This is a genomic window from Thauera sp. K11 (assembly GCF_002354895.1).
GTDB lineage: Bacteria > Pseudomonadota > Gammaproteobacteria > Burkholderiales > Rhodocyclaceae > Thauera > Thauera sinica.
On sequence record NZ_CP023439.1, the window covers coordinates 3,484,330 to 3,510,519 of the forward strand.

Genomic DNA, 26,190 nt, shown 5'->3' on the forward strand with positions numbered 1-26,190 from the left:
CCAGCGGTATCGCCCGGAACGGGTTCGGGATCAGGCCGCCGGGCCGGGCAGTTCGCGCAGCGCGGCGGCCAGCAACGGCGCCACACCAACGGCGTTGGTGGGGTGGGCGATGCAGTCGGTGCTCCACACCCTTCCGACGCCGGCGGCAAGAATGGCCTGCAGCGCATCGCCGGCAAAGAGGGCGTGGGTGACGGCCACGTCCACGCTGGCGGCGCCCGCCCGGCGCAGCAGCAGGGCGGCCCGCGCCAGCGTGCGCCCCGAACTCGCGACGTCGTCCAGCAGCACCACGGCGCGGCCGCGCACGTCCCGCGGCGGCAGTTCGATGTCCACCTCGTGATCGCCGTGCCGGTGCTTGGTGCACACCGCGTGATCGAAGCCGTGGCGCGCGGCCGCGGCGCCGACCCACTGCGCCGATTCGGCGTCGGGGCCGATCAGCACCGGCGCCGTGCAGCGGGCGGCGATCAGGTCGGCCAGCAGCGGCGCCGCCGACAGGGCCACCGCATGCGGCAGCGGCACCGCCTCGGACAGCGCGGCGACGCGGTGCAGATGCGGGTCCAGCGTGACGAGCGCATCGAACAGGCTGCCGAGGAAGTCGCCCACCACGCGCTGGCTGACCGCCTCGCCGGGGCGGAAGGCGGCGTCCTGGCGCATGTAGGCGAGGTAGGGGGCGACCAGGACCAGTTGGCGGGCGCCGAGCGTGCGCGCGGTGCGCGCGGCGAGCAGCAGTTCGACGAGCTTTTCGTTGGGGCGCGCCAGGCTGCGGAACAGCACCACGCGCGGCGGCAGCCGGCCGTCGGCGCCGACGGGCAGGCGCAGGCGCAGTTCGTCGTCGGGGAAGCGGTGGCGTTCGATGCAGGCCGGTTCGAGCCCGGCGGCCTGCGCCAGGCGCGCGGCGGCGCCGCGTTCGTCGTCGAAAAAGAGCAGCGCCGCGCCCATCAGAACTCCACGTACATGTGCGGCACTTCGCGGGCATCGCCTATCGTGTAGCCGCTCGCGCGCACGGCGGCCTGGCGGGCGAACTCGAGGTCGGCGGGGAAGTCGGCATGCACCCGGTACAGGATCCCGCCCGCATCCACCGGATCGCCCAGCTTGCGCAGCAGGTCGACGCCCGCGCCGCGCACCTTGGGGGCGCCGGCCAGGCGCGCGATGCGGGCGAGCTGATGGTTGTCGATGGCGGTCACCACGCCTGCGGCGGGCGCGGCCACGGTGAAGTCGAGCCGCGCGAGTTCCGGCGCGTTGTGGTCGAACGGCCGGGCCCCCTGGGCATGGACGATCGCATTCATCTTCGCCAGCGCGCGGCCGGAATCGAGGATGTCGCGCGCGATCGCAAAGCCGTCGCCGCCCCGCACGTCGGGATCGAACTCCAGCATGCGCCCGGCCAGCCGCAGTGCCTTCTGGCGCAGGTCCACCGGTGCGCGCGGATCGTTCTCCAGCACCCGCATCACGTCGCGGGCCTCCAGCACCGGGCCGATGCCGCAGCCGATGGGCTGGCGGCCGTCGGTGATCACCACGTCGAGCGTCAGGTTCAGGCGCGCGGCGACGAACTCGAACAGCTTGCGCAGGCGCTGCGCCTCCGGCATGGAACGCACCTTGGCGCTGGGCCCCACCGGGATGTCGAGCACGAGATGGGTGGAGCCGGCGGCGATCTTCTTCGACAGGATGGAGGCCACCATCTGCCCCGGCGAATCGATGGACAGCGGCCGCTCCACCGAGATCAGCACGTCGTCGGCGGGCGACAATTGGGCGGTGCCGCCCCATGCGAGGCAGCCGCGGTGCTCGCGCACGATCTCGGACAGGCGCGCCATGGGCAGTTCGACGCCGGCCAGCACCTCCATGGTGTCGGCGGTGCCCGCCGGCGAGGTGATCGCGCGCGAGGAGGTCTTCGGACACAGCATGCCGTGCGCGGCGACGATGGGCACCACCAGCATGGAAGTGCGGTTGCCGGGGATGCCGCCGATGCAGTGCTTGTCCACCACCGGCCGCTCGCGCCAGTCGAACCGGCTGCCGGCCTGCGACATCGCCTCGGTGAGGAAGTAGACCTCCTCGCGGTCGAGTTCGCCCTGATTGGACGCCACCACGAAGGCGGTCAGCTCGATCTTGGAATAGCGGTGCCCGGCGATGTCGCGCACGATGGCGTGGAAATCCTCGCGCGTCAGGCGCTCGCCGGCGATCTTGCGGTGCAGGGCCGGGATCGACGGCGGCGGCTCGGCCTGCGACACCCGCACCGGCGCGCCGTTCTCCACGCCGAGCTGCGCGAAGGCATCCTCCGACAGGCCGAGTTCGTTGCAGCGCACGATGCGCGGATCGGTGGCGACGTTGAGCGTGGCCAGGATGCGCCGGCCGTCGGCGCGCACCTCGACCTTGGCCAGGGCCTGGAAGCCCTCGGCGCGATACACCTCGCAATCGCGGTGCAGGTAGGCGACGTTCTCGCGGTAGGTGTCGATCGCCACGCGCCGCAGCACCAGCGGGAAAGCCGCACCGCCGTTGCCGGCGGCAGGCGTCGGTTCGGTCTCGTCCATGGGCGCAGCCTACACCCGCGTGCGCCGGGCTTGAAGGGCCGGCGCACGCGCTGCCAGGCGGGCCGGCCTTGCCGTGGCGCTCGACCGTGGCGGCGTGCTGGCGTAGCATCGCCGCCCATCCCGCCACCGAACCCGACCATGCAAGCACCCGCCCGCGCCTGCGGCATCGACTTCGGCACCTCCAATTCCACCGTGGGCTGGCTGCGCCCGGCGGCGCCCACCCTGCTCGCGCTCGAGGACGACAGGCCGACGCTGCCGTCGGCGGTGTTCTTCAACGCCGACGAGGACACCACCAGCTACGGCCGCGCCGCGCTCGCCGAATACCTGGAAGGCTACGAGGGCCGGCTCATGCGCGCGCTCAAGAGCCTGCTCGGCAGCAGCCTGATCGACGGCCACACCGAGGTGCATGGCCGCGCGCTGCGCTTCCGCGACCTGCTCGGGAGCTTCATCGGCGAACTCAAGCGGCGCGCCGAAGCGCAGGCGGGACGCCGCTTCGAGCAGGCGGTGTTCGGCCGCCCGGTGCATTTCGTCGACGACGACGAGGCGGCCGACCGCAAGGCCCAGGACACGCTGGAGGCGATCGCCCGCGAGGCGGGCTTTCGCGACGTGAGCTTCCAGTTCGAGCCGATCGGCGCCGCGCTGCACTACGAACTGTCGCTGGCGCGCGAGGAACTGGTGCTGATCGCCGACATCGGCGGCGGCACCGCGGACTTCTCGCTGGTGCGCCTCTCGCCCGAGCGCGCCCGCAGCAGCGAGCGCCGCGAGGACCTGCTCGGCAACGCCGGCGTGCATGTCGGCGGCACCGACTTCGACCGCGCGCTGAGCCTGGAATGCGTGATGCCGCTGCTGGGCTACCGCGGCAGGATGAAGAACGGCGCGGAAATCCCGTCCAGCATCTTCTTCCAGCTCGCCACCTGGCACACGATCAACTTCGCCTACAGCCGCCAGGTGTGGGCCGACCTGCAGCACATCTACCGCGACGCCGCCGCACGCACCGAACTCGACCGCCTGTCGCGGCTGGTGAGCCGGCGCGAGGGGCACTGGCTGGCGCTGCAGGTGGAACAGGCGAAGATCGACCTGTCGGCCGCGCCCGACGCCACCCTGCAGCTCGACCGCCTGGAACCGGGCCTCGCGCACGCGGTCACCCGCGAAGACTTCGCCCGCGCCACCCGCAGCCTGGTCGAGCGCGTCGGCGAATGCGTGAGCGGGCTGCTGGACCACGCAGGCATCGGCCGCGACCGGATCGACACCATCTACTTCACCGGCGGCGCCAGCGGCGTCGCCCAGTTGCGCGCGCGCATCGCCGCGGAACTGCCGGCCGCGCGCAGCGTGGAGGGCGACCTGTATGGCAGTATCGGCGCCGGACTCGCGGTGGAGGCGGCAAGACGCTATGGCTGACGGATCGACGGAACGGGACGCGCGCACGAACGGCGCCCTCGAACACCCCCGGCAGGGGCGCTGGCTGGCCTTTCGCGGCGCCGAACTGCTGCTGACCGACACCGGCACGCTGCCGGCCGGCGACGCCCTCGCCGCCCTCGGCTGCCTGCCGCTGCGCATCCAGTCGCTGGGCATTCCGCCGGAGGCGGGCGCGGGCACCGGCCTGCCCTGCCACGCGGCCGAACTGCCGGCCGATGCCGAACCGCCGCCGGGCACCGCCTTCACCCACCTGAAGCGGCTCAACGACCACCTGCCCGACGGCCTGCGCCGGCTGGCCGCGCGTGCGCTGGAACTCATCGAATGGGACCGCGCCCACCAGTTCTGCGGCGCCTGCGGCGCGCCCACGGTGCAGGACGGCGACGCCAAGGTGCGCCGCTGCACCGATCCCGGATGCGGACGCGAGCACTATCCGCGCGTGTCGCCGGTGATCATCGTCGCGGTGGAGCGCGGCGACGAGATCCTGCTCGGCCGCTCGTACCATTTCGCCCCCGGCTTCTACAGCACGCTGGCGGGCTTCGTGGATGCCGGCGAATCGGCCGAGGAGGCCCTGCACCGCGAGATCCAGGAAGAGGTCGCGCTGCGCGTGCGCAACCTGCGCTACTTCGCCAGCCAGCCGTGGCCCTTCCCGCACTCGCTGATGCTGGGCTTCCACGCCGACTACGATGGCGGCAACGTCGTCTGCGCCGAGGACGAGATCGAGCACGCCGCCTTCTTCCACATCGACGCGCTGCCCGCCTCGCTGCCGGGGCCCTCGACCATCGCCCACTGGCTGCTGCGCGACTTCTGCCGCCGCCGCGGGCGCGCCTGGCCGCCGGCGTAGGCGCGCCCGCTACACCGACACCAGCACGTCGCCCTGCGACTGCGTCAGCACGTGGCGGGTGACGCTGCCCAGCAGCACGTCCTCGACCGGGCTTTCGCCGTGCTTGCCGACGGCGACCAGGTCGCAGTCCTGTTCCTGCTCCTGCTCGATGATGTGCTGCCACGGCTCGCCGTGCACCACAAGCATGTGCGTGCGCTGCGGTTCGAGGCCGGCGCCGGCGGCCAGCGCGCGCATCCTCTCCAGCGCCTCCTTCCGCGCGGCGCCGCGGTAGCAGTGGATCACATCGTCTTCCACGCCGGCCAGGCGCAGCTTGCCTTCGAACGGCACCTCGAAGGCGTGCAGCAGCACGATGTCGGCGCCGGGTGCGAGCGTACGCACGTCGCGCAGCGTGCGCTCGGACGACGGCGAGAAATCCACCGGCACCAGCACGCTGCGGTATGCCTCGTGCGCGGCCTGCTTCACCACCAGCATCGGCCGCGTCGCGCGCCCGATCATGCGCTCGGCGGTCGAGCCCAGCAGCACGTGGCGCATGAAGCTGGCGCCGCGCGCGCCGAGCACGACGAGATCGGCGCCGCTCTCCCCGGCCTGCGCCGCCAGTTCGGCCAGCAGCGCGCCGCTGCGCACGTGCACGCCGGCGGCCACGCCGTGATGGCGATGCAGCACGGCGGCGAGCGCGGCCAGTTCGTCCCGCGCCGCGTCCAGCATCTGCTGTTCGATCCGCTCGGGCACCGCGCCCACCAGCCGGCGGAACTTCTGCAGCGGCGCCAGCGCGGCCACGTGCAGCAGGTCGAGCGTGGCGCCGGATTCGCGCGCGACCAGCGCCGCGCGGTCGGCGGCATGGCGCGCCGGGGCGGAGAAATCGGTCGCCGCCAGCAGGTGTTGCAGTCGATGGGCCATCGCTTCGCTCCTTGCTCGTCGCCGGGCAGAACGCCCGGTACGGATGGAGAAGCCATTATAGTTTCGTGAGAATCCAATCGAACGGTCCATGACCGTCCCATGACAGGTACCCCGCCATGCACGACGATGCGCTTGCCGCCGCCCGCACCGAGGCGCCTTCCCACCACTGGCACACGCTGTCCGGCGACGAGGTGCGCGATCTGCTGCAGACCGGGCCGTACGGCCTGAGCGAAGCCGCGGCGCGCTCGCGCCTCGCCCGCTACGGGCCGAACCGCCTCGCGCCGCCAAAGCGCCGCGGCGCACTGCTGCGCCTGCTGGCGCAGTTCCACAACATCCTGCTGTACGTGATGATGGCGGCGGCGCTGATCACCGCGCTGCTCGGCCACTGGGTCGACACCGGCGTGCTGCTCGCCGCGGTGGTGATCAACGCGATCATCGGCTTCATCCAGGAAGGCCGCGCCGAAGCCGCGCTGGACGCCATCCGCGGCATGCTGTCGCCGCATGCGATGGTGATCCGCGACGGCCACCGGCGCGAGATCGACGCCGCCGACCTGGTGCCGGGCGACCTCGTCGCGCTCGCTTCGGGCGACCGCGTGCCGGCCGACCTGCGCCTGGTGTCGGTGCGCGAACTGCGGGTGGAGGAAGCGGCGCTCACCGGCGAATCCCTGCCGGTGGAAAAGGACACCGTGGCGGTGGCGGCCGACGCGCCGCTGGGCGACCGCGGCGGCATGGCGTATTCCGGCACGCTGGTCGTCCATGGCCAGGCCACCGGCATCGTCGTAGCCACCGGCAGCGCCACCGAGCTGGGCCGCATCGACGAGATGCTGAGCGGCATCCGCAGCCTGGCCACGCCGCTGATCCGCCAGATCGACCGCTTCGGCCGCGTGCTGGCGCTGGCCATCACCGGCATGGCCGCGGCGACCTTCATCATCGGCACGCTATGGCGCGGCCATGCGCCGGCCGAGATGTTCATGATGGTCGTGGCGCTGGCGGCGTCGGCGATTCCCGAAGGGCTGCCGGCGATCATGACCGTCACGCTGGCGCTGGGCGTGCAGCGCATGGCGCGGCGCAACGCCATCATCCGCCACCTGCCGGCGGTCGAGACGCTGGGCTCGGTCACGGTGATCTGCTCGGACAAGACCGGCACGCTCACGCGCAACGAGATGACCGTGCAGCGCATCGCCTGCGCCGGCCACGTGTTCGACGTGGGCGGCATCGGCTACGCGCCGGTGGGCGACATCGGCATCGACGGCCGCGTCGTCGACACCGCGCGCTATCCTGCGCTGGCGCTGGCGATCCGCGCCGGCGTGCTGTGCAACGACGCCCGCCTGCGCAGGGAGGACGGCGTGTGGCGGGTGGAAGGCGACCCCACCGAAGGCGCGCTGCTGGTGCTGGGCGAAAAGGCCGGCTTCACGCGCGATGCCGGCAAGTCGGCGTGGCCGCGGGTGGACACCATCCCGTTCGAGTCCGAGCACCGCTTCATGGCCACCCACCACCGCGATGCCGACGGCGAACCGTGGATCTTCGTCAAGGGCGCGCCCGAGCGCATCCTGGACATCTGCGCCTCGCAGCTCGGCCACGACGGCGAACGCGCGCTCGATGCCGACGCCTGGCGCCGCGCCGCCACCCACCTGGCGGCGCAGGGCCTGCGCCTGCTCACGCTGGCGTGCCGGCGCGCCGCCCCCGCCGACGGCGCGCTGGGCCTGGCCGACGTGGAGCACGGCTACATGCTGCTGGCCATCGTCGGCATCATCGACCCGCCGCGTGAAGAGGCGATCGAGGCCGTCGCCGACTGCCACCGCGCCGGCATCCGGGTCAAGATGATCACCGGCGACCACGCCGAGACCGCGCGCGCCATCGGCGCCCAACTGGCCATCGGCGCCGGCCGGCCGGCCCTGACCGGCGCCGAGGTCGCGCTGATGGACGACGCCGAACTGCGCCGCGTCGCCATGGAGGTGGACGTGTTCGCGCGCGCCAGCCCGGAGCACAAGCTGCGCCTGGTGCAGGCGCTGCAGGACGACGGCCAGGTGGTGGCGATGACCGGCGACGGCGTCAACGACGCCCCCGCGCTCAAGTGCGCCGACGTCGGCGTGGCGATGGGGCTGAAGGGCACCGAGGCGGCCAAGGAAGCCGCCGACATGGTGCTGGCCGACGACAACTTCGCCACCATCGCCACCGCGGTGCGAGAAGGCCGCGCGGTGTACGACAACCTGAAGAAGTTCATCCTGTTCATGCTGCCCACCAATGGCGGCGAGGCGCTGGTGGTGATCGCCGCCATCCTGTTCGAGCTGACGCTGCCGCTCACCCCGGCGCAGGTGCTGTGGATCAACATGGTCACCTCCAGCACGCTGGGGCTGGCGCTGGCCTTCGAGCCGGCCGAGCGCAACATCATGGCGCGCCGCCCGCGCCCGCCCGGCCAGCCGCTGCTCACCGGCTTCTTCGTGTGGCGGGTGGCGATGGTGTCGGTGCTGATGATGAGCGGCGCGCTCGGCCTCTTCCTGTGGGAACTCGATCGCGGCACCGGCATCGAGGCGGCGCGCACGATGGCGGTCAACGCGGTGGTCGCCGCCGAGATGTTCTACCTGCTCAACAGCCGCTCCATCTTCGCACCGGTCGCCAACCGCGCCGGACTCACCGGCAACCGCGCCGCGCTGCTGGCCATCGCGGCGTGCATCCCGCTGCAGCTCGCGTTCACCCACACCGCGACCATGCAGCAGATCTTCGGCTCGGCCGATCTGTCGCCGCTCGAATGGCTGAAGGTGTTCTGCGCCGGGCTGCTGGTGTTCGTCGTCGCCGAACTGGAGAAATTCGCGCTGCGCCGCAGCGGCCTCGCGGCCCGGGTAGCCGGGGGCTGAAGCCGGCCGCATGCCGGACACATTGCCCCGATCACGTGCCGGCGCGCCTTCGCAACTGGCTCACCGGCACCGATTCCGGCCCGACGCGGCCTGCCTGCCCGGCTTCCATGCCGCCGGATTTCATCGCGTCGCGTTCGGCGGCGATGTGATAGATGCCGTAGCGCAGATCGCCGGACCACGGGTCGTCCGCAGCGGCATGGCCCGCGTGCCCCATGGAACCGCCGAAAGCGCTGGCCGACACGCCCAGCACGGACGCCGCAAGCGTCGTCAATACCGTGTGAGTCAAGCCTCTCATGATGTTCTCCCGCAAAGGACGGGTCCCCGGTCGTGCCGGCATGTACCGCCGCCGCACCGGGGCGCGCCGCAGTCGGGACGCCCGCATCGCCCTGGCGGCACGCCCTACCGGCGGTGCAGCACGAAATGCGTCGGCGGGTTGGCACTGTAGCCATTCCGGCTTTCGAGCACAAAGCGGATCTCGTCCCGCCCCGGTTCGCCGACGTAGCGGTGCAGCACCTCGCGCGGTGGCGAGTCGCCCAGTACCTCGTTGCTGCGGGTGGTGAAATGCAGCCGTCCGCCGCGCAGTTCGCCGGATTCGATGGTGCGCGGCAGGCCCAGGAAGCTGGCGCTGCCGACGATGGCGCCGTCGCGCACGGCCAGCTCGAAGCGCTCGTCGTGGCGCGCGCCCCATGGATATTCGACGCTGCCACCCCAGGTCCCGGCGATGTCGTCGGCCATTGCGGGCTCCGCACGCCAGCCGGGGACCAGGGCCGCCAGCGACGCCGCCAGCACGACCCCCAGCGCGGCGAGCAGCCACGCACGGCGCGCCGGCGGGCGCCCCCGCGGCGGTACGGAGGTGCTGGCCGCCTCATCCCCGCCGCCGGCCAGCACGGGTTGCAGCGCGGCCTCCAGGGCGGCCAGGTCGCTCTTCCACGACGCATCGCCCAGCACCAGCGCCTGCCGCGCCGCCAGCGGCCGGATCGACGGCGGCAGGTGCTCCGCGGCCGGCATGCGGGCGCCGCCGACGAGGATCGGCAGCAGCGGCTTGCCGACGGCCAGTGCGCCCTCGATCTCGCGCCGCACGAAATCGTCGGCGCGTTCCAGGCGCCGTCCGCCGGCGTCGCCGGCATCGAGCCAGCCGGGGCCGATCACCACCAGCACCGCCGCCACCTCGTCGAGGCCACGCTGGATGATCTGTGCGAAGTCCTCCCCGGGGCGGATGTCGTCCACGTCGCGGAAGACGCTGCCTTCGCCGTAGGTGCGCTCCAGCGCGTCGGTGAGGCGCCCGGCGAAGCCGGCGCTGTCTTCCCTGCGATAGGACACGAACAGCCGCGCCATCCTTTTCCCTCCCTCCGCCGACAGGCCGTCCGCGCCCGGCCCGCGGCCGCTCATCCTACTGCTGCGCTTCCGTCACCTGGAAGCGCAGCGTGCCGATCATCTGCCCGGCGTCGGTCAGCACTTTCACCTGCCAGCGCCCGGCCGGCTGCGGCGGAAAGTTCTGCTTGTGCGTCCACGCCCGGTAGCCTTCCCTGCGCCCGCCGCGGATGTCGAGCGCGATGCGGTCCACCTCGACGCCGTCGCGCATCCAGACGTGCCAGATGCGCTCCTGCAGGCCCTGCGGCGCATTGATGGCGGTATAGGCATAGAGGCCCTGCGCAGCCAGTTGCGCGGCGTCGATCTCGCGCAGCGTCTGCCCCGGGACGCGGCTGGCACCGTCGAATTCGGCCGTCACCGCGACGTGGTGCAGCCACAGCGTGGCCGGCGGCACCCATAGCCGCAGCCACCATCCGGCAGCAGCCAGCGCCGCCATCAGTGCGATCAGCACCGCGCCGCGCCACCAGCGCCGCAGCGGCAGCGACCCGGCGACGCTGGGAAAGGACAGCAGCACTGCCACGCCCAGCGCCAGCCGGTAGCTCTGCGGCGTGGGCGTCTGCAGGATCACCGGCAGCGCGGCGAGCAGCACCGCGAACAGCGTCAGCGTATGGTAGGTCAGGTACAGCCAGCGCCGCGGCGCCAGGCGCCGGTAGTAGACCGGATCGATGATGGATACCAGCGCCGCCGCGCCGAGCAGGCCGGTGAACACGAACTGGCCGCTGTTCCACGAGGTCGTGGTGGCGAAGAAGGGCAGCGCGAAGAACAGGCTTTCCTGATGGATCAGTTGGGTAGCGTAGCGCAACAGCGGCGGCGGCAGCGTGAAGCCGAACCAGCGCTCCACCAGGCGGCACAGCAGTTGCTCGAGGATCAGCCACACCCAGCTCGCCAGCATCAGCACCGCGATGATGCGGGCGAAGCCTTCGTGGCGGTCGACGAGGAAGAAGCTGACCAGGCCCGACACGAAGCCGAAGGCGGCGATGACGCCAGGGTAGCGGCGGACCAGGACGAAAAGCCGCAGCAGGCGGGTTTTCCAGACGATCATCGACGGCGGACGGCGGCGGGCCGAGACTTCAATGGAACACGCCGCCGATGTCCACCGACGAGCGCCGGCCGATCTCCCAGCGGTGCGCTTCCAGCCAGTCCGCCGCGTGCGCGCGGCCGCGCTCGCGCAGCATCTCGAGAAAGGCCAGGCTGGTGGTCAGCTTGGTCTCGGTGGCGAGCTGGCTGAGCAGTTCGTCGGCGGCGATGAGGTGGAAATGCACGCGCTTGAGCCGCCGCTCCAGCCGGCCCAGCGGCAGCAGCGAGCGCGACGCGTATTCGCGCGCGTGCGCCAGGGAGCGCATCTCGCGCAGGAAGGTCGCGTTGAAGGCGAGGTCCATCTGGCGCGCGCGGATCTCCTCGGCGCTATGTGGCGTCTGGCCGTGCAGCAGCGGGCTCAGCAGCACGAGCACGATGTCGGTGGCGCTGCAGTCGTACACCAGCGGAAAGATCGCCGGGTTGGCCGAGTAGCCGCCGTCCCAGTAGGGTTCGCCGTCGACTTCGATGGTGTGGTGGATCGACGGCAGGCAGGCCGAGGCCAGCAGCGCCGCGACGCTCAGTTCGTGCGTGCGGAACAAGCGCAGGCGGCCGGTGTTGGCGTGCGTGGCGGCGACGAACAGCTTGAGCCGGCTGGTGGCGCGCAGGCGCTCGAAGTCGATCTGCGCGCTGATGACGTCGCGCAGCGGGTTGATGTCGAACGGATTGAGCTGCGACGGCGAGAACTGCCGCGCCCAGTACAGCAGCATGCGGATGCCCGGCGCCAGGGTGCCGGTTTCGGCGTCGGCGCCGACGCTGAGGTCGAACGGAGCGGCGCTCGCCACCGCTTCCCAGAAGCGCCGGAGCGCCTCGCGCGCGCCGTCGCGGCCGCCCCGCTCCAGGCCGTCGGCGAGCACGACGGCGTTCATCGCCCCGGCGCTGGTGCCGCTGACGCCGTCGAACTCCAGCCTGCCGTCCTCCAGCAGCGCATCGAGCACGCCCCAGGTGAAGGCGCCATGGGCGCCGCCGCCCTGCAGGGCGAGGCTGACACGGTTGGCGTGGCGCGGGGTGAACAGCATGGGCGGCTCCGGCTGGAGAAAACTTTAATGTTGCATTGCAGCATCAAAACTGCAAGCGCAGCCCGTTACCGCGCGTATCAGCCGCGGCGGCCGGCGCCTGCCACGACGGCCGCGCGAAGGCCGCGGCGAGGAAATCCACCAGCGCGCGCACCTTCACCGACAGGTGCTTGCGCGACGGGTAGACGGCGAAGATGCCGATCTCCGGCCCGCTGCAGCCGGGCAGCACTTCCACCAGGCGGCCCGCGGCCAGGTCGCCGGCGACGAGGAAGTCCGGCTGCAGCACGATGCCCTGGTGCGCCAGCGCCACTGCGCGGCAGGTGTCGCCGTTGTTGGCGCGCATGCGCGGGCGGGTCTGCACTTCCTCTTCGCCGTCGGCGGTGGCGAAGCGCCACAGGTCGCCCTTGGCGGCATAGGTGTAGGCGATCACCGGATGGCGCGCGAGTTCGGCAACGCTTGCCGGGCTGCCGTGGCGGGCGAGGTACTGCGGGCTGGCGCAGGCGACCACGCGGGTGGACGCCAGCCGGCGGTGGACCAGGCTGGAATCCTCCAGCCGGCTGATGCGCACGACGACGTCGAAACCTTCCTCGACCACGTCGACCAGGCGGTCGGCCAGGCTCACCTCCAGTTCGACGTCGGGATAGCGCTCCATGAACGGCCCCCACAGCGGCGCCAGATGCAGGATGCCGAACGAGAACGGCGCGTTGATGCGCAGCCGCCCCACCGGATGGCCGGTGACGGCGCCCACCGCGCCGTCGGCCTCTTCCACTTCGGCCAGGATCTGCTTGCAGCGGCCATAGTAGGCGCGCCCGGCTTCGGTCAGCGACAGGCGGCGGGTGGTCCGCTGCAGCAGGCGCGCACCCAGCCGCTCCTCGAGTTCGATCACGCCGCGCGACACCGCCGCCTTGGTCACGCGCAGCAGCTCGGCGGCGCCGACGAAGCTGCCGGCTTCCACCACCGCGACGAAGCTCTCCATTTCCCGGAAGCGATCCATATGTGACTTATCGTCAACTTTTCCTTTACAGTCAATCAAGCATTCCGTGGTTTATCCCTGCCGGCAATGGCAATAGATTACGTCCATCGCCATGCCGGCACAGGCTCCGGCCCGAGGAACCCCGATGAAGCTGCCCACGCTGTTCCTGTCCCACGGCTCGCCGATGTTCGCGGTGGAGCCGGGCCTGCTCGGCCCGCTGCTCGGCCGGCTCGGCCATGCGCTGCCGCGCCCGCGCGCGGTGCTGGTGCTGTCCCCGCACTGGATGGGCCGCCGGCTGGAAGTGACCGGCGCCGCCGCGCCCGACACGGTGCACGACTTCGGCGGCTTTCCGCGCATGCTGTACGAACTGCGCTACCCTGCCCCCGGCGCGCCGGAGGTGGCCGCCGAAGTGGTCGCGCAGCTCGCCCACCATCGCCTGCAGGCCACGGTCAATCCGCACAACGGGCTCGACCACGGCGCCTGGGTGCCGCTGCGCTACCTCTACCCCGGCGCCGACGTCCCGGTGGTGCAGATCACCCAGCCGAGCAGCCCGTCGCCGCTCGCGCTGCTGGAACTGGGCCAGGCGCTGGCACCGCTGCGCGAACGCGGCATCCTCATCGTCGCCTCGGGCAGCATGACGCACAACCTGTACGAGTTTCGCAGCGCCGGCGGCGGCGACCCCTATGCGCAGGCGTTCGCCGACTGGGTGTGGCAGCGCATCGGCGACGGCGACCTCGGCGCGCTGCTGGACTACCGCAGCCAGGCGCCGTCGGCGGTGCGCGCACATCCCACCGACGAGCACTTCCTGCCGCTGTACTTCGCCATCGGCGCGGCGGGCGAGGACTGGCGCAGCGCCACGCGGCTGGAAGGCGGCATCACCTACGGCGTGCTGAGCATGGACAGCTTCGTGTTCGGCGTGCGCCTCGCGCTCGAAGCCGTGCCGCAGCCGGTGCCGGCCTGAGAACCCCCTTCCCCCGGATTTAAGGAACGAACATGGACAACCGCTACGACCGTACCGCGATCTCGCTGCACTGGCTGGTTGCGCTGGGCATCATCGGCACTTTCTCCCTGGGCGTGTACATGCACGACCTGCCGCTGTCGCCGACCAAGCTGCAGCTCTATTCCTGGCACAAATGGGCCGGCGTGACGCTGTTCCTGCTGGCCATCGTGCGCCTGGCTTGGCGCATCGCCCATCCGGCACCGCCGCTGCCGGCGGCCATGCCGGCGCTGCAGCGCGCGGCGGCGCAGGCCGCGCACTGGGTGCTGTACGCGCTGATGCTGATGATCCCCATCAGCGGCTGGCTGATGAGTTCGGCCAAGGGCTTCCAGACGGTCTGGTTCGGCGTGCTGCCGCTGCCCGACCTGGTGGCCAAGGACGCCGAACTGGGCGATCTGCTGCTGGGTGTGCACAAGGCGCTCAACTTCACGCTGCTGGCGGTCGTCGTGGCCCACGTCGGCGCGGCGCTGAAGCACCACTTCATCGACCGCGACGACGTGCTGACCCGCATGCTGCCCGCCACGCAGAAGAGCTGACCGTCCCTTCCGCATCCCTATGAGAGAACCCGCATGGACCTGCCGCCGCTGACCGAAGACCTGAGCCTGCCCTACCGCCTGAGGGAGGCGCACGGCGCCGCCGCCGGCCTCGTGCTGCTGATGCACGGCGTGGGCAGCAACGAAAGCTCGCTCGCCGGGCTGGCCGCGCTGCTGCCCGACGACGTCGCCGTGGCGCTGGTGCGCTCGCCGCTGGAAATGGCGCCGGGCTCCTACAGCGCCTTCACCGTGGAATTCACCGCAAACGGCCCGGTGATCGACGCCGCCGCGGCGGAAGACAGCCGCCGCAGGCTGCAGCGTTTCGCCGGCGAACTGCAGGCGCGCACCGGCATCGCGCCGGCGCGCACGCTGGCGGCGGGCTTCAGCCAGGGCGGCATCATGGCGGCGGGGCTGGCGCTGACCTGTCCGCAAACGGTGGCAGGCTTCGCCATCCTGTCGGGCCGCATCCTGCCGGAGATCGCCCCGCTGATCGCACCGCCGGAAGCCCTGGCCGGGCTGGAGGCGCTGATCGCCCACGGCGAACAGGACGACCGCCTGCCGGTGGCGTGGGCGCAGCGCAGCGCCGAACTGCTGCGGCGGCTGGGCGTGCGCTTCGAAGAGAGGCGCTACGCCGCGCGCCACGAGATCACCCGCGACATGGCGGACGATTTCGCCGCGTGGGTGCGGCGCCTGCTGGCGCCGCGCGGCTGAGAGGCGCCGTCAGCGGGTTTCGAGCGCCTGCAGGATGCTGGCGCCCAGTTCGCGCTGGCGGCCGATCGCGCGGGTGATCTGGGTCACGACCTCGACGCGCTGCTTCGCGCCCGACTGGATCTGGACCATCGCGTCGTGCGCGCCCGAGGCCAGCGAGCGGCCGCTGTCGACCACGCGACTCGTTTCGCGCACCGCATCCGAGGCGTCGCGCGAGGTCATGTTGAGATCGGCGGCGATGCGGCCGATGCGTTCGCTGGCGTTGCGCGCCTGCTCGGCCAGCTTGCGCACCTCGTCGGCCACCACCGCGAAGCCGCGGCCCGCCTCGCCGGCACGCGCCGCCTCGATCGCCGCGTTGAGCGCGAGCAGGTTGGTCTGCTCGGAAATCTGCGTGATCGACGCGACGATGCCGCTGATCTCGCCCGACTGCGCCGCCAGCGCGACGAGATCGTCCTGCGCGCGCTGCAGGCCGGCACCCAGCAGGTCGATCGCCTCCCTGGCGCGCGTCATCAGATCGGCGCCGGCGGCCACGCTCTCGCCGCTGCTCTTGGCCAGCGTGTTGGCCACCGCCATGTCGGACAACGCCTGATCCACCAGCGCGATCAGCTCCGTCGCCAGCCCGGCGGCATCGGCGCACGTGCGCTGCAGCGCGGCGACCTGCGCGCCGCTCGCGGCTGCGTCGGACTGCGGGCGTGCCGCGGCCTCTGCCTCGGCGTTCTGCAGCCGGGTGCGCAGCGTCGCGTTCTCGCCGCGGCTGCGTTCGAGATCGGCTTGCAGCTCGCGCAGCGCGGCTTCGTGCCTGGCCGCCGGCGCGCCCCGCAGCCCGAGCGCCGCGCCGGCCAGCGCTAGCAGCACCGCGACGCCGCCGCCGATGCGGGCAATGTCGGGGGAAAGGAACGAGACGGCGATGACGACGATGGCCGACAGCAGGCAGAGCAGGGAGCCTGCGGAAACACGAGAGCTGGATTGCATGGCGGGAATCGAAAGAGTGGAACTACGGGATCCGTGCACGCACCGCCATTTTCCGCGGCGTACGCACGGGCAATGGCGAGGATGATATCCCATCGGCACCGGCGCGCAGATGTGACGCAGTCGACGGCCGAAGATCGGCGTCCGGCGGCAGGCCGGGCGCCGCCCCGCCGCCCTTTTGCCTGCGGCGATACTGCTCTATCGTGTGCACGAGGCGGCTTGCATCGCCGCCTGCCCGCCCGCCACACCGGCACGCCTTCGCCACGGAGACCCAGCATGGAAAAAGCGACGCATGAACTTTCGGAGCTGTTCGGCCAGCTCGGCCTGCCCGACGACGCCGAATCGATACAGCGCTTCATCGCCAGCCATCGCCCGCTGCCGCCCGGCGTGCCGCTGGCCGATGCCCCCTTCTGGTCGCCGAGCCAGGCCCAGTTCCTGCGCGAGGAAATCGACGACGATGCCGACTGGGCCGAGCTGATCGACACGCTGGCGGTGCTGCTGAGCGAGTGAGAGACGCGGCGCGCGCCTACAGCATGCTGTCGAGGAAGGCGCGCGTGCGCGGATGCTCGGGGCGGGCGAAGAATTCCGCCGCCGGGCGCGACTCGATCAGTTCGCCGCCGTCCATGAACGCCACCCGGCTGGCGACTTCGCGCGCGAAGCCCATCTCGTGCGTGACCACCAGCATCGTCATGTGCTCGTCGGCGAGCTGGCGCATGGTGCGCAGCACCTCGCCGGTGAGTTCCGGGTCCAGCGCCGAGGTCGGCTCGTCGAACAGCATGATGTCCGGCTCCATCGCCAGCGCGCGGGCGATCGCCACGCGCTGCTTCTGCCCGCCGGAGAGCCGCGCCGGATAGGCGTCGCGCTTGTCGGAGAGGCCCACCTTGCGCAGCAGCGCCTCGGCCTTGGGCACGACGGCTTCGCGCTTCAGCCCTTTCACCGTGACCGGCGCCTCGATGATGTTCTGCAGCACGGTGAGGTGCGGAAACAGGTTGAAGTGCTGGAACACCATGCCCATGCGCCGGCAGATGCGGCGCACCTCGACGTCCGGCGCGTAGCGGCAGTGGCCGGCGGCGTCGGTGGCGACCAGCGTGTCGCCCTCGATGTCGATGCGCCCGGCGTCGATCGTCTCCAGGTGGTTCAGGCAGCGCAGGAAGGTGCTCTTGCCCGAGCCGGACGGGCCGATCACCGCGATCACCTCGCCCTTGGCCATGGCGAGCGACACGCCCTTGAGCACCTCGTGCGCACCGAAGCGCTTGCGGATGCCTTCGGCGCGGATCATCGGCGCAGCGTCAGTCATAGACGGCATGGCGTTTCTCCAGGCGCTGGAAGAGCCAGGTCAGCACCAGCGTCATCGCCAGGTAGAAGGCCGCAGCGACGACGAAGGGCGTGATCGTGAAGTCGCGCTGCACGATGCCGCGCGCGGCGCGCAGCAGGTCGTTGAGCGCCAGCACGTAGATCAGCGAGGTGTCCTTCACCAGCGTGATCGTCTCGTTGCTCATCGGCGGCAGGATGCGCTTGACCACCTGCGGCAGCACGATGCGGCGCATCGTCTGGCCATAGGTGAAGCCCAGCACCTTGGCGCCCTCGTACTGGCCGCGGTCGATGGACTGGATGCCGGCGCGGAAGATCTCGGCGAAGTAGGCCGCGTAGTTCAGCGCGAAGGCGACGATCGCCGCCGGAAAGTCCGGCAGCCGCACGCCGACCACCGGCACGAAGGGCAGCGCAAAGTAGATGAACAGCAGTTGCAGCATCAGCGGCGTGCCGCGCATCAGCCACAGGTAGCCGTTGACGAGCCGGCTGGCGGTGCGAAAGCGCGAGATGCGCACCAGCGCCAGTGCGAGCCCCAGCGGGACCGCCAGCGCCAGCGTGACGAAGAAGAGCTTGAGCGTGACCACCGAACCCTGTGCCAGCGGCCCGACGATGCTGAGGATGTAGTCCATGCGGCGATCGAAGCGATGCAAAGGCGGCCCGGGCCGCGTGGGGAACTGCGCGCAGGGCGGATGCCGCAGCCGGTCCGGCGCCGCGCGGGAGGCCCGGCGTCCGCGTCCGCTTCTTATCTGATGATGTCCTTGCCGAACCACTCGGTGGAGATGCGCGCCGCGCTGCCGTCCTGCTTCATGTCGTCCATCGCCTTCTGCAGCTTCGCCAGCAGTTCGGTGTCGTCCTTGCGCGTGCCCACGCCGTATTCCTCGGTGCCGAAGTGATCGTCCAGCACCTGGTATTCGCCCGGCTTCTTCGCCGTGTAGTAGCGGCCCACCACTTCGTCCATCACGATCGCATCGACGCGGCCGGCGGACAGATCCATCAGCGCGGTCACGTTGTCGGCGAACTTGCGCAGTTCCTTGATCGAGCCGGCCACCGCGTCCTTCTGCACCGCGTCGACCGCGCTGCTGCCGTCCTGCACGCCCACCGTCCTGCCGGCGAGGTCGGCCTTCGTCCTGATCGCCGAATTCGCCGGCACCACGACGATCTGGTGGTTCTCCATGTACGGCGACGTGAAGCCGATGTTCTGCCTGCGCTGCTCGGTGATGGTGAGGCCGTTCCACAGCGCGTCGACGCGCCTGCCGTTGAGTTCGGCTTCCTTCGCGCTCCAGTCGATGGGCTTGAACTCCACCTCCACACCCAGGCGCTTCGCCGCCTCCCTGGCCAGATCGATGTCGAAGCCGACCAGTTCGTTCTTCTCGTTGCGAAAGCCCATCGGCGGGAAATTGTCGTCGAGGCCGATGACGATCTTGCCGGAAGCGGCAGCGGCCGGCGGCGCGGCCTGGGTCTGGGCGGACGGCGCGGGTTCGTTCCTGCCGCAGCCGGCCAGCAGCGCGCCGGCAGTGAGGGACATCATCAGGAGGGACGTCAGTCTGTTCATGGTTTCGGGCCCGGGAAAAGAAGAAGTCGCAGGAAAGACGCAAGGAAACGCAGGGAAAGACGCACTGCAGGCACCGGAAGGCACGCGGGCCGGCGCACCGGCGGTTCCGTCACGGCCACGGCGCGGGCGTGATTGTCCGCCCGAAGCCACGCCCGATCAACCCGCGTCCGCCCCGACCAGGGCAATCGCATGAAGAGGTCTTGCGGCCATTGGTCTGACGTCGCGGCGGAGGATGCGTGGAGCGGACGGGCACTGTCCAGATTCCGAGCGGCAGCGAGGTCGAGTTGCGCAGGACGCGGAGCGCATCCCCCGCCGCCAGACCGGATTCGGGCGATCATGCGATCGCGCCGCCGCCGGCGGTGCTAGCATCCGCCCGCCATGCACATCGAACATCTCCGCCAACGCCTGCGCGCCGCCGGCGCCAAGCCCGGCCACGAGCGGCGCGTGCTGCAGGCGTGGGCACGGGCCTGCACGCTGGACGCCCGCCGCAGCCGCGCCGACGACTTCCTGCCGCTGAGCGTACGTGCCGCGCTGCCGGCCTTCCACGACGAACTCGAACGGCTCGCCCGCGTGCTCTCCGAGCATCCCGGCGAGGACGGCACGCGCCTGCTGGTGGCGCTGGCCGACGGCCAGACGGTGGAAAGCGTGCTGCTGCCGCGCGGCGGCGTGTGCGTGTCCACCCAGGTCGGCTGCGCGGTGGGCTGCGTGTTCTGCATGACCGGCCGCGACGGCCTGCTGCGCCAGCTCGGCAGCGCCGAGATCGTCGCCCAGGTGGTGCTGGCGCGCCGCCGCCAGGCGCTGAAGAAGGTCGTCTTCATGGGCATGGGAGAGCCCGCGCACAACCTGGACGAAGTGCTGGCGGCGATCGGCTTTCTCGGCACCAGCGGCGGCTTCGGCCACAAGAACCTGGTGTTCTCCACCGTCGGCGACCGCCGCGTGTTCGAACGCCTGCCGCAGGGCGGGGTGAAGCCGGCGCTGGCACTGTCGCTGCACACCACCCGCGCCGAACTGCGCGAGACGCTGCTGCCGCGCGCGCCGCGCATCGCGCCGGACGAACTGGTGGAACTGGCCGAGCGCTACGCACGCGCCACCGGCTACCCCATCCAGTACCAGTGGACGCTGCTCGAAGGCATCAACGACGGCGACGACGAAGTCGATGGCATCGCGCGCCTGCTCGCCGGCAAGTACGCGGTGATGAACCTGATCCCATACAACACGGTGGCCGAACTGCCCTACCGCCGCCCGCCGTGGGAGCGTGCCGCCGAGATGGCGCGCAGCCTGCACCGGCGCGGCGTGCTGGCCAAGCTGCGCCGCTCGGCCGGGCAGGACGTGGATGGCGGCTGCGGCCAGTTGCGCGCCCGCGCCGCGGCGGCCGGTCTGCAGCCGCTGCCGGCGCGCATCCGGCTGCATGGGGCGATGCGGGCGGCGGGCGGCGCGTCCGGTGCCGGCATCGCCGCTCCGGAGGGCAAGCCGGATTCACCCGCCTGAACCGCCGGCACGCGGACGGAGCCGGCCAGGCGAGCGCGCCGTCGCGGCGTCAGCCGAGCACCGTGAAATCGGCGTGGCCCAGGCCGGCGGTGGAGCCCTGGATCACCGCGATCAGCACGGCGGCGCCGGCCCCGTTGCCGTCGGCATCGTAGTAGAGCTTGCCGCCCGCGGTGTTGAAGATCAGATGATGATCGGGCGTGGTGGCCGCCGCGCCCTTGCCGACGACGACGTTGTCCGCATCGATGCCGCCGGCAAGGCTGGTGAAGACGGCGGCGTCGAAGGCGAGCATGTCGCCGGCGCCGAAATCGGTGATCGTGTCGTAGCCGCCGACGGCGAGGTTGTCGAACACGAAGATGTCGCTGCCCGCGCCGCCCGACAGCACGTCCTTGCCGGCGCCGCCCCTCAGCACGTCGTCGCCGGCGCCGGCCTCGATCGTGTCGTTGCCCGCACCGGCGTTGATCGTGTCGTTGCCGCCGCCGGAGACGATCATGTCATTGCCTGCGCCAGTCTCGATGAAATCGTCGCCCGCCCCAGCCTTCACCGTATTGTTGCCGCCGCCGGCGTAGATCTGGTTGTTGCCGTCGCCGGCGACGATCGTGTCATTGCCCGCGCCGGTCTCGATGAAATCGTCGCCCGACCCTGCCTTCACCGTGTTGTTGCCGCCGCCGGCGTAGATCTGGTTGTTGCCATCGCCGGCGACGATCGTGTCATTGCCCGCGCCGGTCTCGATGAAATCGTCGCCCGACCCTGCCTCCACCGTATTGTTGCCGCCGCCGGCGTAGATCCGGTTGTTGCCGTCGCCGGCGACGATCGTGTCATTGCCCGCGCCGGTCTCGATGAGATCGTCGCCCGCTCCGGCCTTCACCGTGTTGTTGCCACCGCCGGCGTAGATCTGGTTGTTGCCGTCGCCGGCGACGATCGTGTCATTGCCCGTGCCGGTCTCGATGAGATCGTCGCCCGCTCCGGCCTTCACCGTGTTGTTGCCACCGCCGGCGTAGATCTGGTTGTTGCCGTCGCCGGCGACGATCGTGTCATTGCCCGTGCCGGTCTCGATGAAGTCGTCGCCCGCCCCTGTCTCCACCGTGTTGTTGCCGCCGCCGGCGTAGATCTGGTTGTTGCCGTCGCCTGCGACGATCGTGTCATTGCCCGTGCCGGTCTCGATGAAGTCGTCGCCCGCTCCGGCCTTCACCGTGTTGTTGCCGCCCCCGGCGTAGATCTGGTTGTTGCCATCGCCGGCGACGATCGTGTCATTGCCCGCGCCGGTCTCGATGAAATTGTCGCCCGACCCTGCCTCCACCGTGTTGTTGCCGCCGCCGGCGTAGATCCGGTTGTTGCCGTCGCCTGCGACGATCGTGTCATTGCCCGTGCCGGTCTCGATGAAGTCGTCGCCCGCTCCGGCCTCCACCGTGTTGTTGCCGCCCCCGGCGTAGATCTGGTTGTTGCCATCGCCGGCGACGATCGTGTCATTGCCTGCGCCGGTCTCGATCACGTCGTTGCCGCTGCCGGTGATGATGTCGGCCTTGCCTTCGGTGTCGACGATGGTGTTGTCGCCCTCGGTGTCGACGATGCGGTCGTTGCCCGGGCCGCCCGAGATGAAGTCGTTGCCGCCGCCGCCGAAGAGCGTGTCGTTGCCCGCCCCGCCGTAGATCTCGTCGTCCCCGTCTTCGCCGTACACCTCGTCGTTGCCGTCGCCGGCATCCAGGTAGTCGCCGCCGGCGGTGCCGCGGATCACGTCGTTGCCGGCATACAGGCCCGCCGCCAGCGAGGCGAAGCCATGGCTCCCGACCGCGGCGAACAGCGTCGCAGCATCGAACTTCAGGCCGCCGATGCTGGCGGCCGGCGCGAGGACCAGGTCGGCGTCGTGCAGCTCGGCGCTGGTGGCGGTCCCCCACTCCACGCCGGTCACCTTTCCGGTGATCTCACCGGCGGGCGTGATGCTGGCATCGCCCTTGAGCGTGAAGTACTGCCATTCGAAGGCGGGGGTGGCCGGATCGTCCACGCTCCACGCCAGGGTCATCGTCTTGAGATCGCCCGTCGCCGCACCGGTGGCGAGGTCCAGCGTCAGGTTGCCGGTCCACACCTCGGTGACCTGGCCGTTGCCGAAGCCCAGCCTGGATGCGCTCACCTGCGACAGCGTGCCATTGCCGCCGTCGATCTTCAGCTTGCCGTAGCCTTCGACCCAGATACCGGAGGTCTCCAGGCCGATGTGGTCGAGCGTGACCACGTTGCCGTGCTGCGACGCGATGTCGCCCACCAGCGTGGTGCCGTCGCTCCAGTTCAGCACCAGTTGGCCGGGGCCGTAGGAAGGCTGCGGATATTCACCGGAGATAGCGGCCGCCACCGCATACAGCGTGCCGAAAACGGTATTCATCTCCACCGCGAAATCGGCATAGTCGAAGCCGGGGCCGATGACGCGGGTGTCGCCGATGTTGCCGAATGTGCTCATGTCGTATCCCATCGCAGGTTGGACGAATCAATCCGCGGCGAGTCTAACCGGCGCGCCCGTACGGCGCTACCGCGTGCGCGGCCGGCGGGGCGCCGTGCTCCGGCCGCCGCCCTCATGCCGCCATGCCCGCCCGCATCGCCGCCGGCCGGCGACGGCGGCCGTTTCCCGTCAGGCCGCCCCGCCCTCCCAGTAGCCGGGCGTGTTGTAGATCGCCTTCACGTGATCGATGAAGCGCCGCACCTTCGCCGGCAGGTAGCGCTGCTGCGGATATACCGCCTGGATGTCGTAGCTGGGCACGGCGAACTCGTCGAGCACGGTGACGAGTTCGCCGCGCTTGAGTTCGGCCTGGATCTCCCAGGTGGAGCGCCATCCTATCCCCAGGCCCTGCTTGACCCAGCCGTAGAGCAGTTCGCCGTCGTTGCAGTCGAGGTCGCCGTCGACCCGCACCGCGAACAGCCTGCCGTCGCGCATGAAGCTCCAGCCGCGCTGCTGGCCGCCCTGCAGGTTGAAGGCGAGGCAGTTGTAGCGCGCGAGATCCTCGGGCACGCGCGGCACGCCGTGGCGCTCGAAGTATCCGGGCGTGCCGCACACCACCCGCCGGTTGGGATACAGGCGCACCGCGACGTAGTTCGGGTCGGTGACCTCGCCGATGCGGATCGCCATGTCGTAGCCCTCGCGCACCAGGTCCACCACGCTGTCGGTGAAGTTGAACGACATCCTGAGTTCGGGATGCAGCGCCTTGAACGCGGGCGCATGCGGCGCGACGTGGCGCCGGCCGAAGGCCGCCGGCGCCGAGACGACGAGATGCCCGCGCACGACGGTGCGCCCGGCGCTGATGCCGGTCTCGATGGCATCGAACTCGCGCAGCAACTGGCGGCACTGTTCGAGGAACTGTTCGCCGAGGTCGGTGAGCGTGAGCCCGCGCGTGGAACGGTGCATCAGCTTGACGCCCAGGCGCCGCTCGAGCGCGTCGAGCCGGCGCCCCATCACGACGGGGGTGACCCCTTCGGCCAGCGCGGCGGCGGCGAAGCTGCCCTTCTCGGCGACGAGGGTGAAGCTGCGGATTTCGGTGTGGCGGTCCATTCCTTGCTCCGGCTCCCTGCCCCGGCGGAACCGCGATGTTAGCCGCGATGGCCGCGCCGCGGCCATGCGCCGCCCCCGCCCGAGCACCTCGCGGCAGCCGATGCGCAGTTCGTCGTCGGAGGGTTCAGGCCGTTATCAGCCGCATAGGCAAGACGGCGGAGCGACGGAGCCGTTCGATACCTAAAGTATCGGCAGAAGCGACGGGCGCTGGCATTCAACAGGCGCGGGCATGCCTCTAACCTTGCGCCATCCTCGACCAACAATGGCAATGGAGACAAAGATGGCCCGTATGAGAGCAGTCGACGCCGCCGCCGCGGTGATGCGCAAGGAAGGCGTGGGCACCGTGTTCGGCGTGCCCGGCGCCGCGATCAACCCGCTGTATTCGGCGCTGAAGAAGAACGGCGGCTTCAATCACATCCTCGGCCGCCACGTCGAGGGCGCCTCGCACATGGCCGAGGGCTACACCCGCGCCAACCCGGGCAACATCGGCGTGTGCATCGGCACCTCGGGCCCGGCCGGCACCGACATGATCACCGGCCTGTATTCGGCCTCCGCCGATTCCATTCCCATCCTGTGCATCACCGGCCAGGCGCCGCGCGCCCGCCTGTACAAGGAAGACTTCCAGGCAGTGGACATCGAATCGATCGCCAAGCCGGTGACCAAGTGGGCGGTGACCGTGCGCGAGCCCGCCCTGGTGCCGCGCGTGTTCCAGCAAGCCTTCCACCTGATGCGCTCGGGCCGCCCCGGGCCGGTGCTGATCGACCTGCCGTTCGACGTGCAGATGGCCGAGATCGAGTTCGACATCGACACCTACGAGCCGCTGCCGGCCTACAGGCCCGCCGCCACCCGCGCCCAGGCCGAAAAGGCGATGGAGATGCTCGACGCCGCCGAGCGCCCGCTGATCGTCGCCGGCGGCGGCGTGATCAACGCCGACGCCGCGGCCCGCCTGCAGGAATTCGCCGAGATCACCGGCGTGCCGGTGATCCCCACGCTGATGGGCTGGGGCACCATCCCCGACGACCATCCGCTGATGGCCGGCATGGTCGGCCTGCAGACCTCGCACCGCTACGGCAACGCGACGATGCTGGCCTCCGACTTCGTGTTCGGCATCGGCAACCGCTGGGCCAACCGCCACACCGGCTCGGTCGAGGTCTATACCGAAGGCCGCAAGTTCGTGCATGTCGACATCGAGCCGACGCAGATCGGCCGCGTGTTCGGCCCCGACTACGGCATCGTGTCCGATGCCGGCGCGGCGCTCGACCGCCTGCTGGAAGTGGCGCGCGAGATGAAGGCCGCCGGCCGGCTGCGCGACCGCGGCGCGTGGGTGGCGGAGTGCCAGGAACGCAAGCGCACCCTGCAGCGCAAGACCCACTTCGACGACGTGCCGATGAAGCCGCAGCGCGTGTACGAGGAAATGAACCGCGCCTTCGGCAAGGACACCTGCTACGTCAGCACGATCGGCCTGTCGCAGATCGCCGCGGCGCAGTTCCTGCACGTGTACAAGCCGCGCCACTGGATCAACTGCGGCCAGGCGGGCCCGCTCGGCTGGACCGTGCCGGCGGCGCTGGGCGTGTGCGCGGCCGACCCGCAGCGCAAGGTCGTGGCGATCTCCGGCGACTACGACTTCCAGTTCATGATCGAGGAGCTGGCGGTGGGCGCGCAGTTCAAGCTGCCCTACCTGCACGTGCTGGTGAACAACGCCTACCTCGGCCTGATCCGGCAGTCGCAACGCGGTTTCGACATGGACTACTGCGTGCAGCTCGCGTTCGAGAACATCAACGCGCCGCAGACCGAAGGCTACGGCGTCGACCACGTGTCGGTGGTCGAGGGCCTGGGCTGCAAGGCAATCCGCGTGCGCAAGCCCGAGGACATCCAGCCCGCGTTTGCCCAGGCCAGGCAGTGGATGGAAGAATTCCGCGTGCCGGTGGTCGTCGAGATCATCCTCGAGCGCGTCACCAACATCTCGATGGGCACCGAGATCAACGCCATCAACGAATTCGAGGAACTCGCAGAAAAAGGCGCCGACGCGCCGACCGCGGTCTCGATGCTCGATTGATGCAGGTGTTCGCTGCCAGGCCCGCTCCGGTGCTTACGCTCCCTCCTCCCTCCACGTACGCCGGAGTGGACCTGGCCGCGACATC

23 protein-coding genes are annotated in these 26,190 nt (G+C 70.7%); 9 read left to right on the forward strand and 14 right to left on the reverse strand.

The window, feature by feature from the left end; translation table 11 throughout:
* Positions 1 to 30: 30 nt before the first annotated feature.
* On the reverse strand, positions 31 to 936 hold the full coding sequence (locus CCZ27_RS15260) for a ribose-phosphate diphosphokinase (RefSeq protein WP_096449535.1): 906 nt from the start codon (positions 934 to 936) through the stop codon (positions 31 to 33).
* Complete coding sequence (locus tag CCZ27_RS15265; RefSeq protein WP_096449537.1) at positions 936 to 2,519, reverse strand: thymidine phosphorylase family protein; 1,584 nt, start codon at positions 2,517 to 2,519, stop codon at positions 936 to 938. The genes CCZ27_RS15260 and CCZ27_RS15265 overlap by 1 nt, the downstream gene beginning before the upstream one ends.
* Before the next feature lie 138 nt (positions 2,520 to 2,657).
* Here CCZ27_RS15265 and CCZ27_RS15270 point away from each other — a divergent pair, with 138 nt between their 5' ends.
* Entirely contained in the window at positions 2,658 to 3,917 is a 1,260-nt protein-coding gene (locus CCZ27_RS15270; protein WP_096449539.1) for an Hsp70 family protein, read from the forward strand.
* A complete protein-coding gene (gene nudC, locus CCZ27_RS15275) occupies positions 3,910 to 4,776 on the forward strand; it encodes an NAD(+) diphosphatase (protein WP_096449541.1) in 867 nt (288 codons plus the stop codon). The genes CCZ27_RS15270 and nudC overlap by 8 nt, the downstream gene beginning before the upstream one ends.
* Positions 4,777 to 4,785: 9 nt before the next feature.
* Here nudC and CCZ27_RS15280 read toward each other — a convergent pair whose 3' ends face one another.
* Entirely contained in the window at positions 4,786 to 5,673 is an 888-nt protein-coding gene (locus CCZ27_RS15280; protein ID WP_096449543.1) for a universal stress protein, read from the reverse strand.
* Between the two features lie 116 nt (positions 5,674 to 5,789).
* Here CCZ27_RS15280 and CCZ27_RS15285 point away from each other — a divergent pair, with 116 nt between their 5' ends.
* Positions 5,790 to 8,528, forward strand: coding sequence for a cation-transporting P-type ATPase (locus CCZ27_RS15285; RefSeq protein ID WP_096449545.1), 2,739 nt, complete (start codon positions 5,790 to 5,792; stop codon positions 8,526 to 8,528).
* A gap of 31 nt (positions 8,529 to 8,559) precedes the next feature.
* Here CCZ27_RS15285 and CCZ27_RS15290 read toward each other — a convergent pair whose 3' ends face one another.
* From CCZ27_RS15290 to CCZ27_RS15310, 5 genes are all read right to left on the reverse strand, one after another.
* On the reverse strand, positions 8,560 to 8,823 hold the full coding sequence (locus tag CCZ27_RS15290; protein ID WP_157748593.1) for a hypothetical protein: 264 nt from the start codon (positions 8,821 to 8,823) through the stop codon (positions 8,560 to 8,562).
* Between the two features lie 104 nt (positions 8,824 to 8,927).
* On the reverse strand, positions 8,928 to 9,917 hold the full coding sequence (locus CCZ27_RS15295) for a toll/interleukin-1 receptor domain-containing protein (protein WP_232516436.1): 990 nt from the start codon (positions 9,915 to 9,917) through the stop codon (positions 8,928 to 8,930).
* 1 nt (position 9,918) lies between these two features.
* Positions 9,919 to 10,941 carry a DUF5924 family protein gene (locus tag CCZ27_RS15300; protein WP_096449549.1) on the reverse strand — a complete coding sequence of 341 codons (1,023 nt, stop codon included), beginning with the start codon at positions 10,939 to 10,941 and terminating at the stop codon, positions 9,919 to 9,921.
* 28 nt (positions 10,942 to 10,969) lie between these two features.
* Positions 10,970 to 11,992, reverse strand: a complete 1,023-nt coding sequence (locus tag CCZ27_RS15305) for a patatin-like phospholipase family protein (protein WP_096449551.1) — start codon at positions 11,990 to 11,992, stop codon at positions 10,970 to 10,972.
* Between the two features lie 43 nt (positions 11,993 to 12,035).
* Positions 12,036 to 12,983 (reverse strand): LysR family transcriptional regulator, encoded by a 948-nt coding sequence (locus tag CCZ27_RS15310; protein ID WP_096449553.1) that lies wholly within the window; start codon positions 12,981 to 12,983, stop codon positions 12,036 to 12,038.
* A 124-nt stretch (positions 12,984 to 13,107) separates the two neighbouring features.
* On the opposite strand from CCZ27_RS15310, the gene CCZ27_RS15315 reads away from it, so the two are divergent.
* From CCZ27_RS15315 to CCZ27_RS15325, 3 genes are read left to right on the forward strand one after another with little or no spacing between them, the layout of a single operon-like run.
* Positions 13,108 to 13,923, forward strand: coding sequence for a DODA-type extradiol aromatic ring-opening family dioxygenase (locus CCZ27_RS15315; protein ID WP_096449555.1), 816 nt, complete (start codon positions 13,108 to 13,110; stop codon positions 13,921 to 13,923).
* A gap of 32 nt (positions 13,924 to 13,955) precedes the next feature.
* On the forward strand, positions 13,956 to 14,495 hold the full coding sequence (locus CCZ27_RS15320) for a cytochrome b (protein WP_096449557.1): 540 nt from the start codon (positions 13,956 to 13,958) through the stop codon (positions 14,493 to 14,495).
* Between the two features lie 33 nt (positions 14,496 to 14,528).
* Positions 14,529 to 15,203 (forward strand): alpha/beta hydrolase, encoded by a 675-nt coding sequence (locus tag CCZ27_RS15325; RefSeq protein ID WP_096449559.1) that lies wholly within the window; start codon positions 14,529 to 14,531, stop codon positions 15,201 to 15,203.
* 9 nt (positions 15,204 to 15,212) lie between these two features.
* Here CCZ27_RS15325 and CCZ27_RS24355 read toward each other — a convergent pair whose 3' ends face one another.
* Entirely contained in the window at positions 15,213 to 16,172 is a 960-nt protein-coding gene (locus tag CCZ27_RS24355) for a methyl-accepting chemotaxis protein (protein WP_157748594.1), read from the reverse strand.
* Positions 16,173 to 16,445: 273 nt separating this feature from the next.
* Between CCZ27_RS24355 and CCZ27_RS15335 the strand changes: the two genes are divergently transcribed.
* Positions 16,446 to 16,679 (forward strand): DUF2789 domain-containing protein, encoded by a 234-nt coding sequence (locus CCZ27_RS15335; RefSeq protein ID WP_096449563.1) that lies wholly within the window; start codon positions 16,446 to 16,448, stop codon positions 16,677 to 16,679.
* 16 nt (positions 16,680 to 16,695) lie between these two features.
* Here the strand turns inward: CCZ27_RS15335 and CCZ27_RS15340 are convergent, their stop codons facing one another.
* The 3 genes from CCZ27_RS15340 to CCZ27_RS15350 all read right to left on the reverse strand — a co-directional run bounded on the left by CCZ27_RS15340 (position 16,696) and on the right by CCZ27_RS15350 (position 19,032).
* Positions 16,696 to 17,448: an amino acid ABC transporter ATP-binding protein gene (locus tag CCZ27_RS15340; protein ID WP_096449565.1), complete on the reverse strand. Its 753-nt coding sequence runs from the start codon at positions 17,446 to 17,448 to the stop codon at positions 16,696 to 16,698.
* 10 nt (positions 17,449 to 17,458) lie between these two features.
* Positions 17,459 to 18,109 (reverse strand): amino acid ABC transporter permease, encoded by a 651-nt coding sequence (locus tag CCZ27_RS15345; RefSeq protein WP_096449567.1) that lies wholly within the window; start codon positions 18,107 to 18,109, stop codon positions 17,459 to 17,461.
* Positions 18,110 to 18,222: 113 nt separating this feature from the next.
* Positions 18,223 to 19,032 (reverse strand): amino acid ABC transporter substrate-binding protein, encoded by an 810-nt coding sequence (locus tag CCZ27_RS15350; protein ID WP_096449569.1) that lies wholly within the window; start codon positions 19,030 to 19,032, stop codon positions 18,223 to 18,225.
* Positions 19,033 to 19,410: 378 nt separating this feature from the next.
* Between CCZ27_RS15350 and CCZ27_RS15355 the strand changes: the two genes are divergently transcribed.
* Positions 19,411 to 20,520 carry an RNA methyltransferase gene (locus CCZ27_RS15355; RefSeq protein ID WP_096449571.1) on the forward strand — a complete coding sequence of 370 codons (1,110 nt, stop codon included), beginning with the start codon at positions 19,411 to 19,413 and terminating at the stop codon, positions 20,518 to 20,520.
* A gap of 49 nt (positions 20,521 to 20,569) precedes the next feature.
* Here the strand turns inward: CCZ27_RS15355 and CCZ27_RS15360 are convergent, their stop codons facing one another.
* Positions 20,570 to 22,966, reverse strand: a complete 2,397-nt coding sequence (locus CCZ27_RS15360) for a calcium-binding protein (RefSeq protein ID WP_198363135.1) — start codon at positions 22,964 to 22,966, stop codon at positions 20,570 to 20,572.
* A gap of 168 nt (positions 22,967 to 23,134) precedes the next feature.
* Complete coding sequence (locus CCZ27_RS15365; RefSeq protein ID WP_096449576.1) at positions 23,135 to 24,049, reverse strand: LysR family transcriptional regulator; 915 nt, start codon at positions 24,047 to 24,049, stop codon at positions 23,135 to 23,137.
* 280 nt (positions 24,050 to 24,329) lie between these two features.
* Between CCZ27_RS15365 and gcl the strand changes: the two genes are divergently transcribed.
* The gene (gene gcl / locus CCZ27_RS15370; protein ID WP_096452652.1) at positions 24,330 to 26,105 is read left to right on the forward strand and encodes a glyoxylate carboligase; all 1,776 of its coding nucleotides are present in this window, start codon (positions 24,330 to 24,332) and stop codon (positions 26,103 to 26,105) included.
* The last annotated feature ends 85 nt before the right edge of the window (positions 26,106 to 26,190 follow it).

Coding starts and splice junctions, on each gene's coding strand:
- gcl (WP_096452652.1), top strand. CDS start 24,330: ATGGCCCGTATGAGAGCAGTCGACGCCGCCGCCGCGGTGATGCGCAAG.
- CCZ27_RS15365 (WP_096449576.1), bottom strand. CDS start 24,049: ATGGACCGCCACACCGAAATCCGCAGCTTCACCCTCGTCGCCGAGAAG.
- CCZ27_RS15325 (WP_096449559.1), top strand. CDS start 14,529: ATGGACCTGCCGCCGCTGACCGAAGACCTGAGCCTGCCCTACCGCCTG.
- CCZ27_RS15300 (WP_096449549.1), bottom strand. CDS start 10,941: ATGATCGTCTGGAAAACCCGCCTGCTGCGGCTTTTCGTCCTGGTCCGC.
- CCZ27_RS15285 (WP_096449545.1), top strand. CDS start 5,790: ATGCACGACGATGCGCTTGCCGCCGCCCGCACCGAGGCGCCTTCCCAC.
- CCZ27_RS15260 (WP_096449535.1), bottom strand. CDS start 936: ATGGGCGCGGCGCTGCTCTTTTTCGACGACGAACGCGGCGCCGCCGCG.
- CCZ27_RS15340 (WP_096449565.1), bottom strand. CDS start 17,448: ATGATCCGCGCCGAAGGCATCCGCAAGCGCTTCGGTGCGCACGAGGTG.
- CCZ27_RS15335 (WP_096449563.1), top strand. CDS start 16,446: ATGGAAAAAGCGACGCATGAACTTTCGGAGCTGTTCGGCCAGCTCGGC.
- CCZ27_RS15295 (WP_232516436.1), bottom strand. CDS start 9,917: ATGAGCGGCCGCGGGCCGGGCGCGGACGGCCTGTCGGCGGAGGGAGGG.
- CCZ27_RS15320 (WP_096449557.1), top strand. CDS start 13,956: ATGGACAACCGCTACGACCGTACCGCGATCTCGCTGCACTGGCTGGTT.
- CCZ27_RS15290 (WP_157748593.1), bottom strand. CDS start 8,823: ATGAGAGGCTTGACTCACACGGTATTGACGACGCTTGCGGCGTCCGTG.
- CCZ27_RS15265 (WP_096449537.1), bottom strand. CDS start 2,519: ATGGACGAGACCGAACCGACGCCTGCCGCCGGCAACGGCGGTGCGGCT.
- CCZ27_RS15360 (WP_198363135.1), bottom strand. CDS start 22,966: ATGAGCACATTCGGCAACATCGGCGACACCCGCGTCATCGGCCCCGGC.
- CCZ27_RS15345 (WP_096449567.1), bottom strand. CDS start 18,109: ATGGACTACATCCTCAGCATCGTCGGGCCGCTGGCACAGGGTTCGGTG.
- CCZ27_RS15270 (WP_096449539.1), top strand. CDS start 2,658: ATGCAAGCACCCGCCCGCGCCTGCGGCATCGACTTCGGCACCTCCAAT.
- CCZ27_RS24355 (WP_157748594.1), bottom strand. CDS start 16,172: ATGCAATCCAGCTCTCGTGTTTCCGCAGGCTCCCTGCTCTGCCTGCTG.
- CCZ27_RS15315 (WP_096449555.1), top strand. CDS start 13,108: ATGAAGCTGCCCACGCTGTTCCTGTCCCACGGCTCGCCGATGTTCGCG.
- CCZ27_RS15310 (WP_096449553.1), bottom strand. CDS start 12,983: ATGGATCGCTTCCGGGAAATGGAGAGCTTCGTCGCGGTGGTGGAAGCC.
- nudC (WP_096449541.1), top strand. CDS start 3,910: ATGGCTGACGGATCGACGGAACGGGACGCGCGCACGAACGGCGCCCTC.
- CCZ27_RS15355 (WP_096449571.1), top strand. CDS start 19,411: ATGCACATCGAACATCTCCGCCAACGCCTGCGCGCCGCCGGCGCCAAG.
- CCZ27_RS15350 (WP_096449569.1), bottom strand. CDS start 19,032: ATGAACAGACTGACGTCCCTCCTGATGATGTCCCTCACTGCCGGCGCG.
- CCZ27_RS15305 (WP_096449551.1), bottom strand. CDS start 11,992: ATGCTGTTCACCCCGCGCCACGCCAACCGTGTCAGCCTCGCCCTGCAG.
- CCZ27_RS15280 (WP_096449543.1), bottom strand. CDS start 5,673: ATGGCCCATCGACTGCAACACCTGCTGGCGGCGACCGATTTCTCCGCC.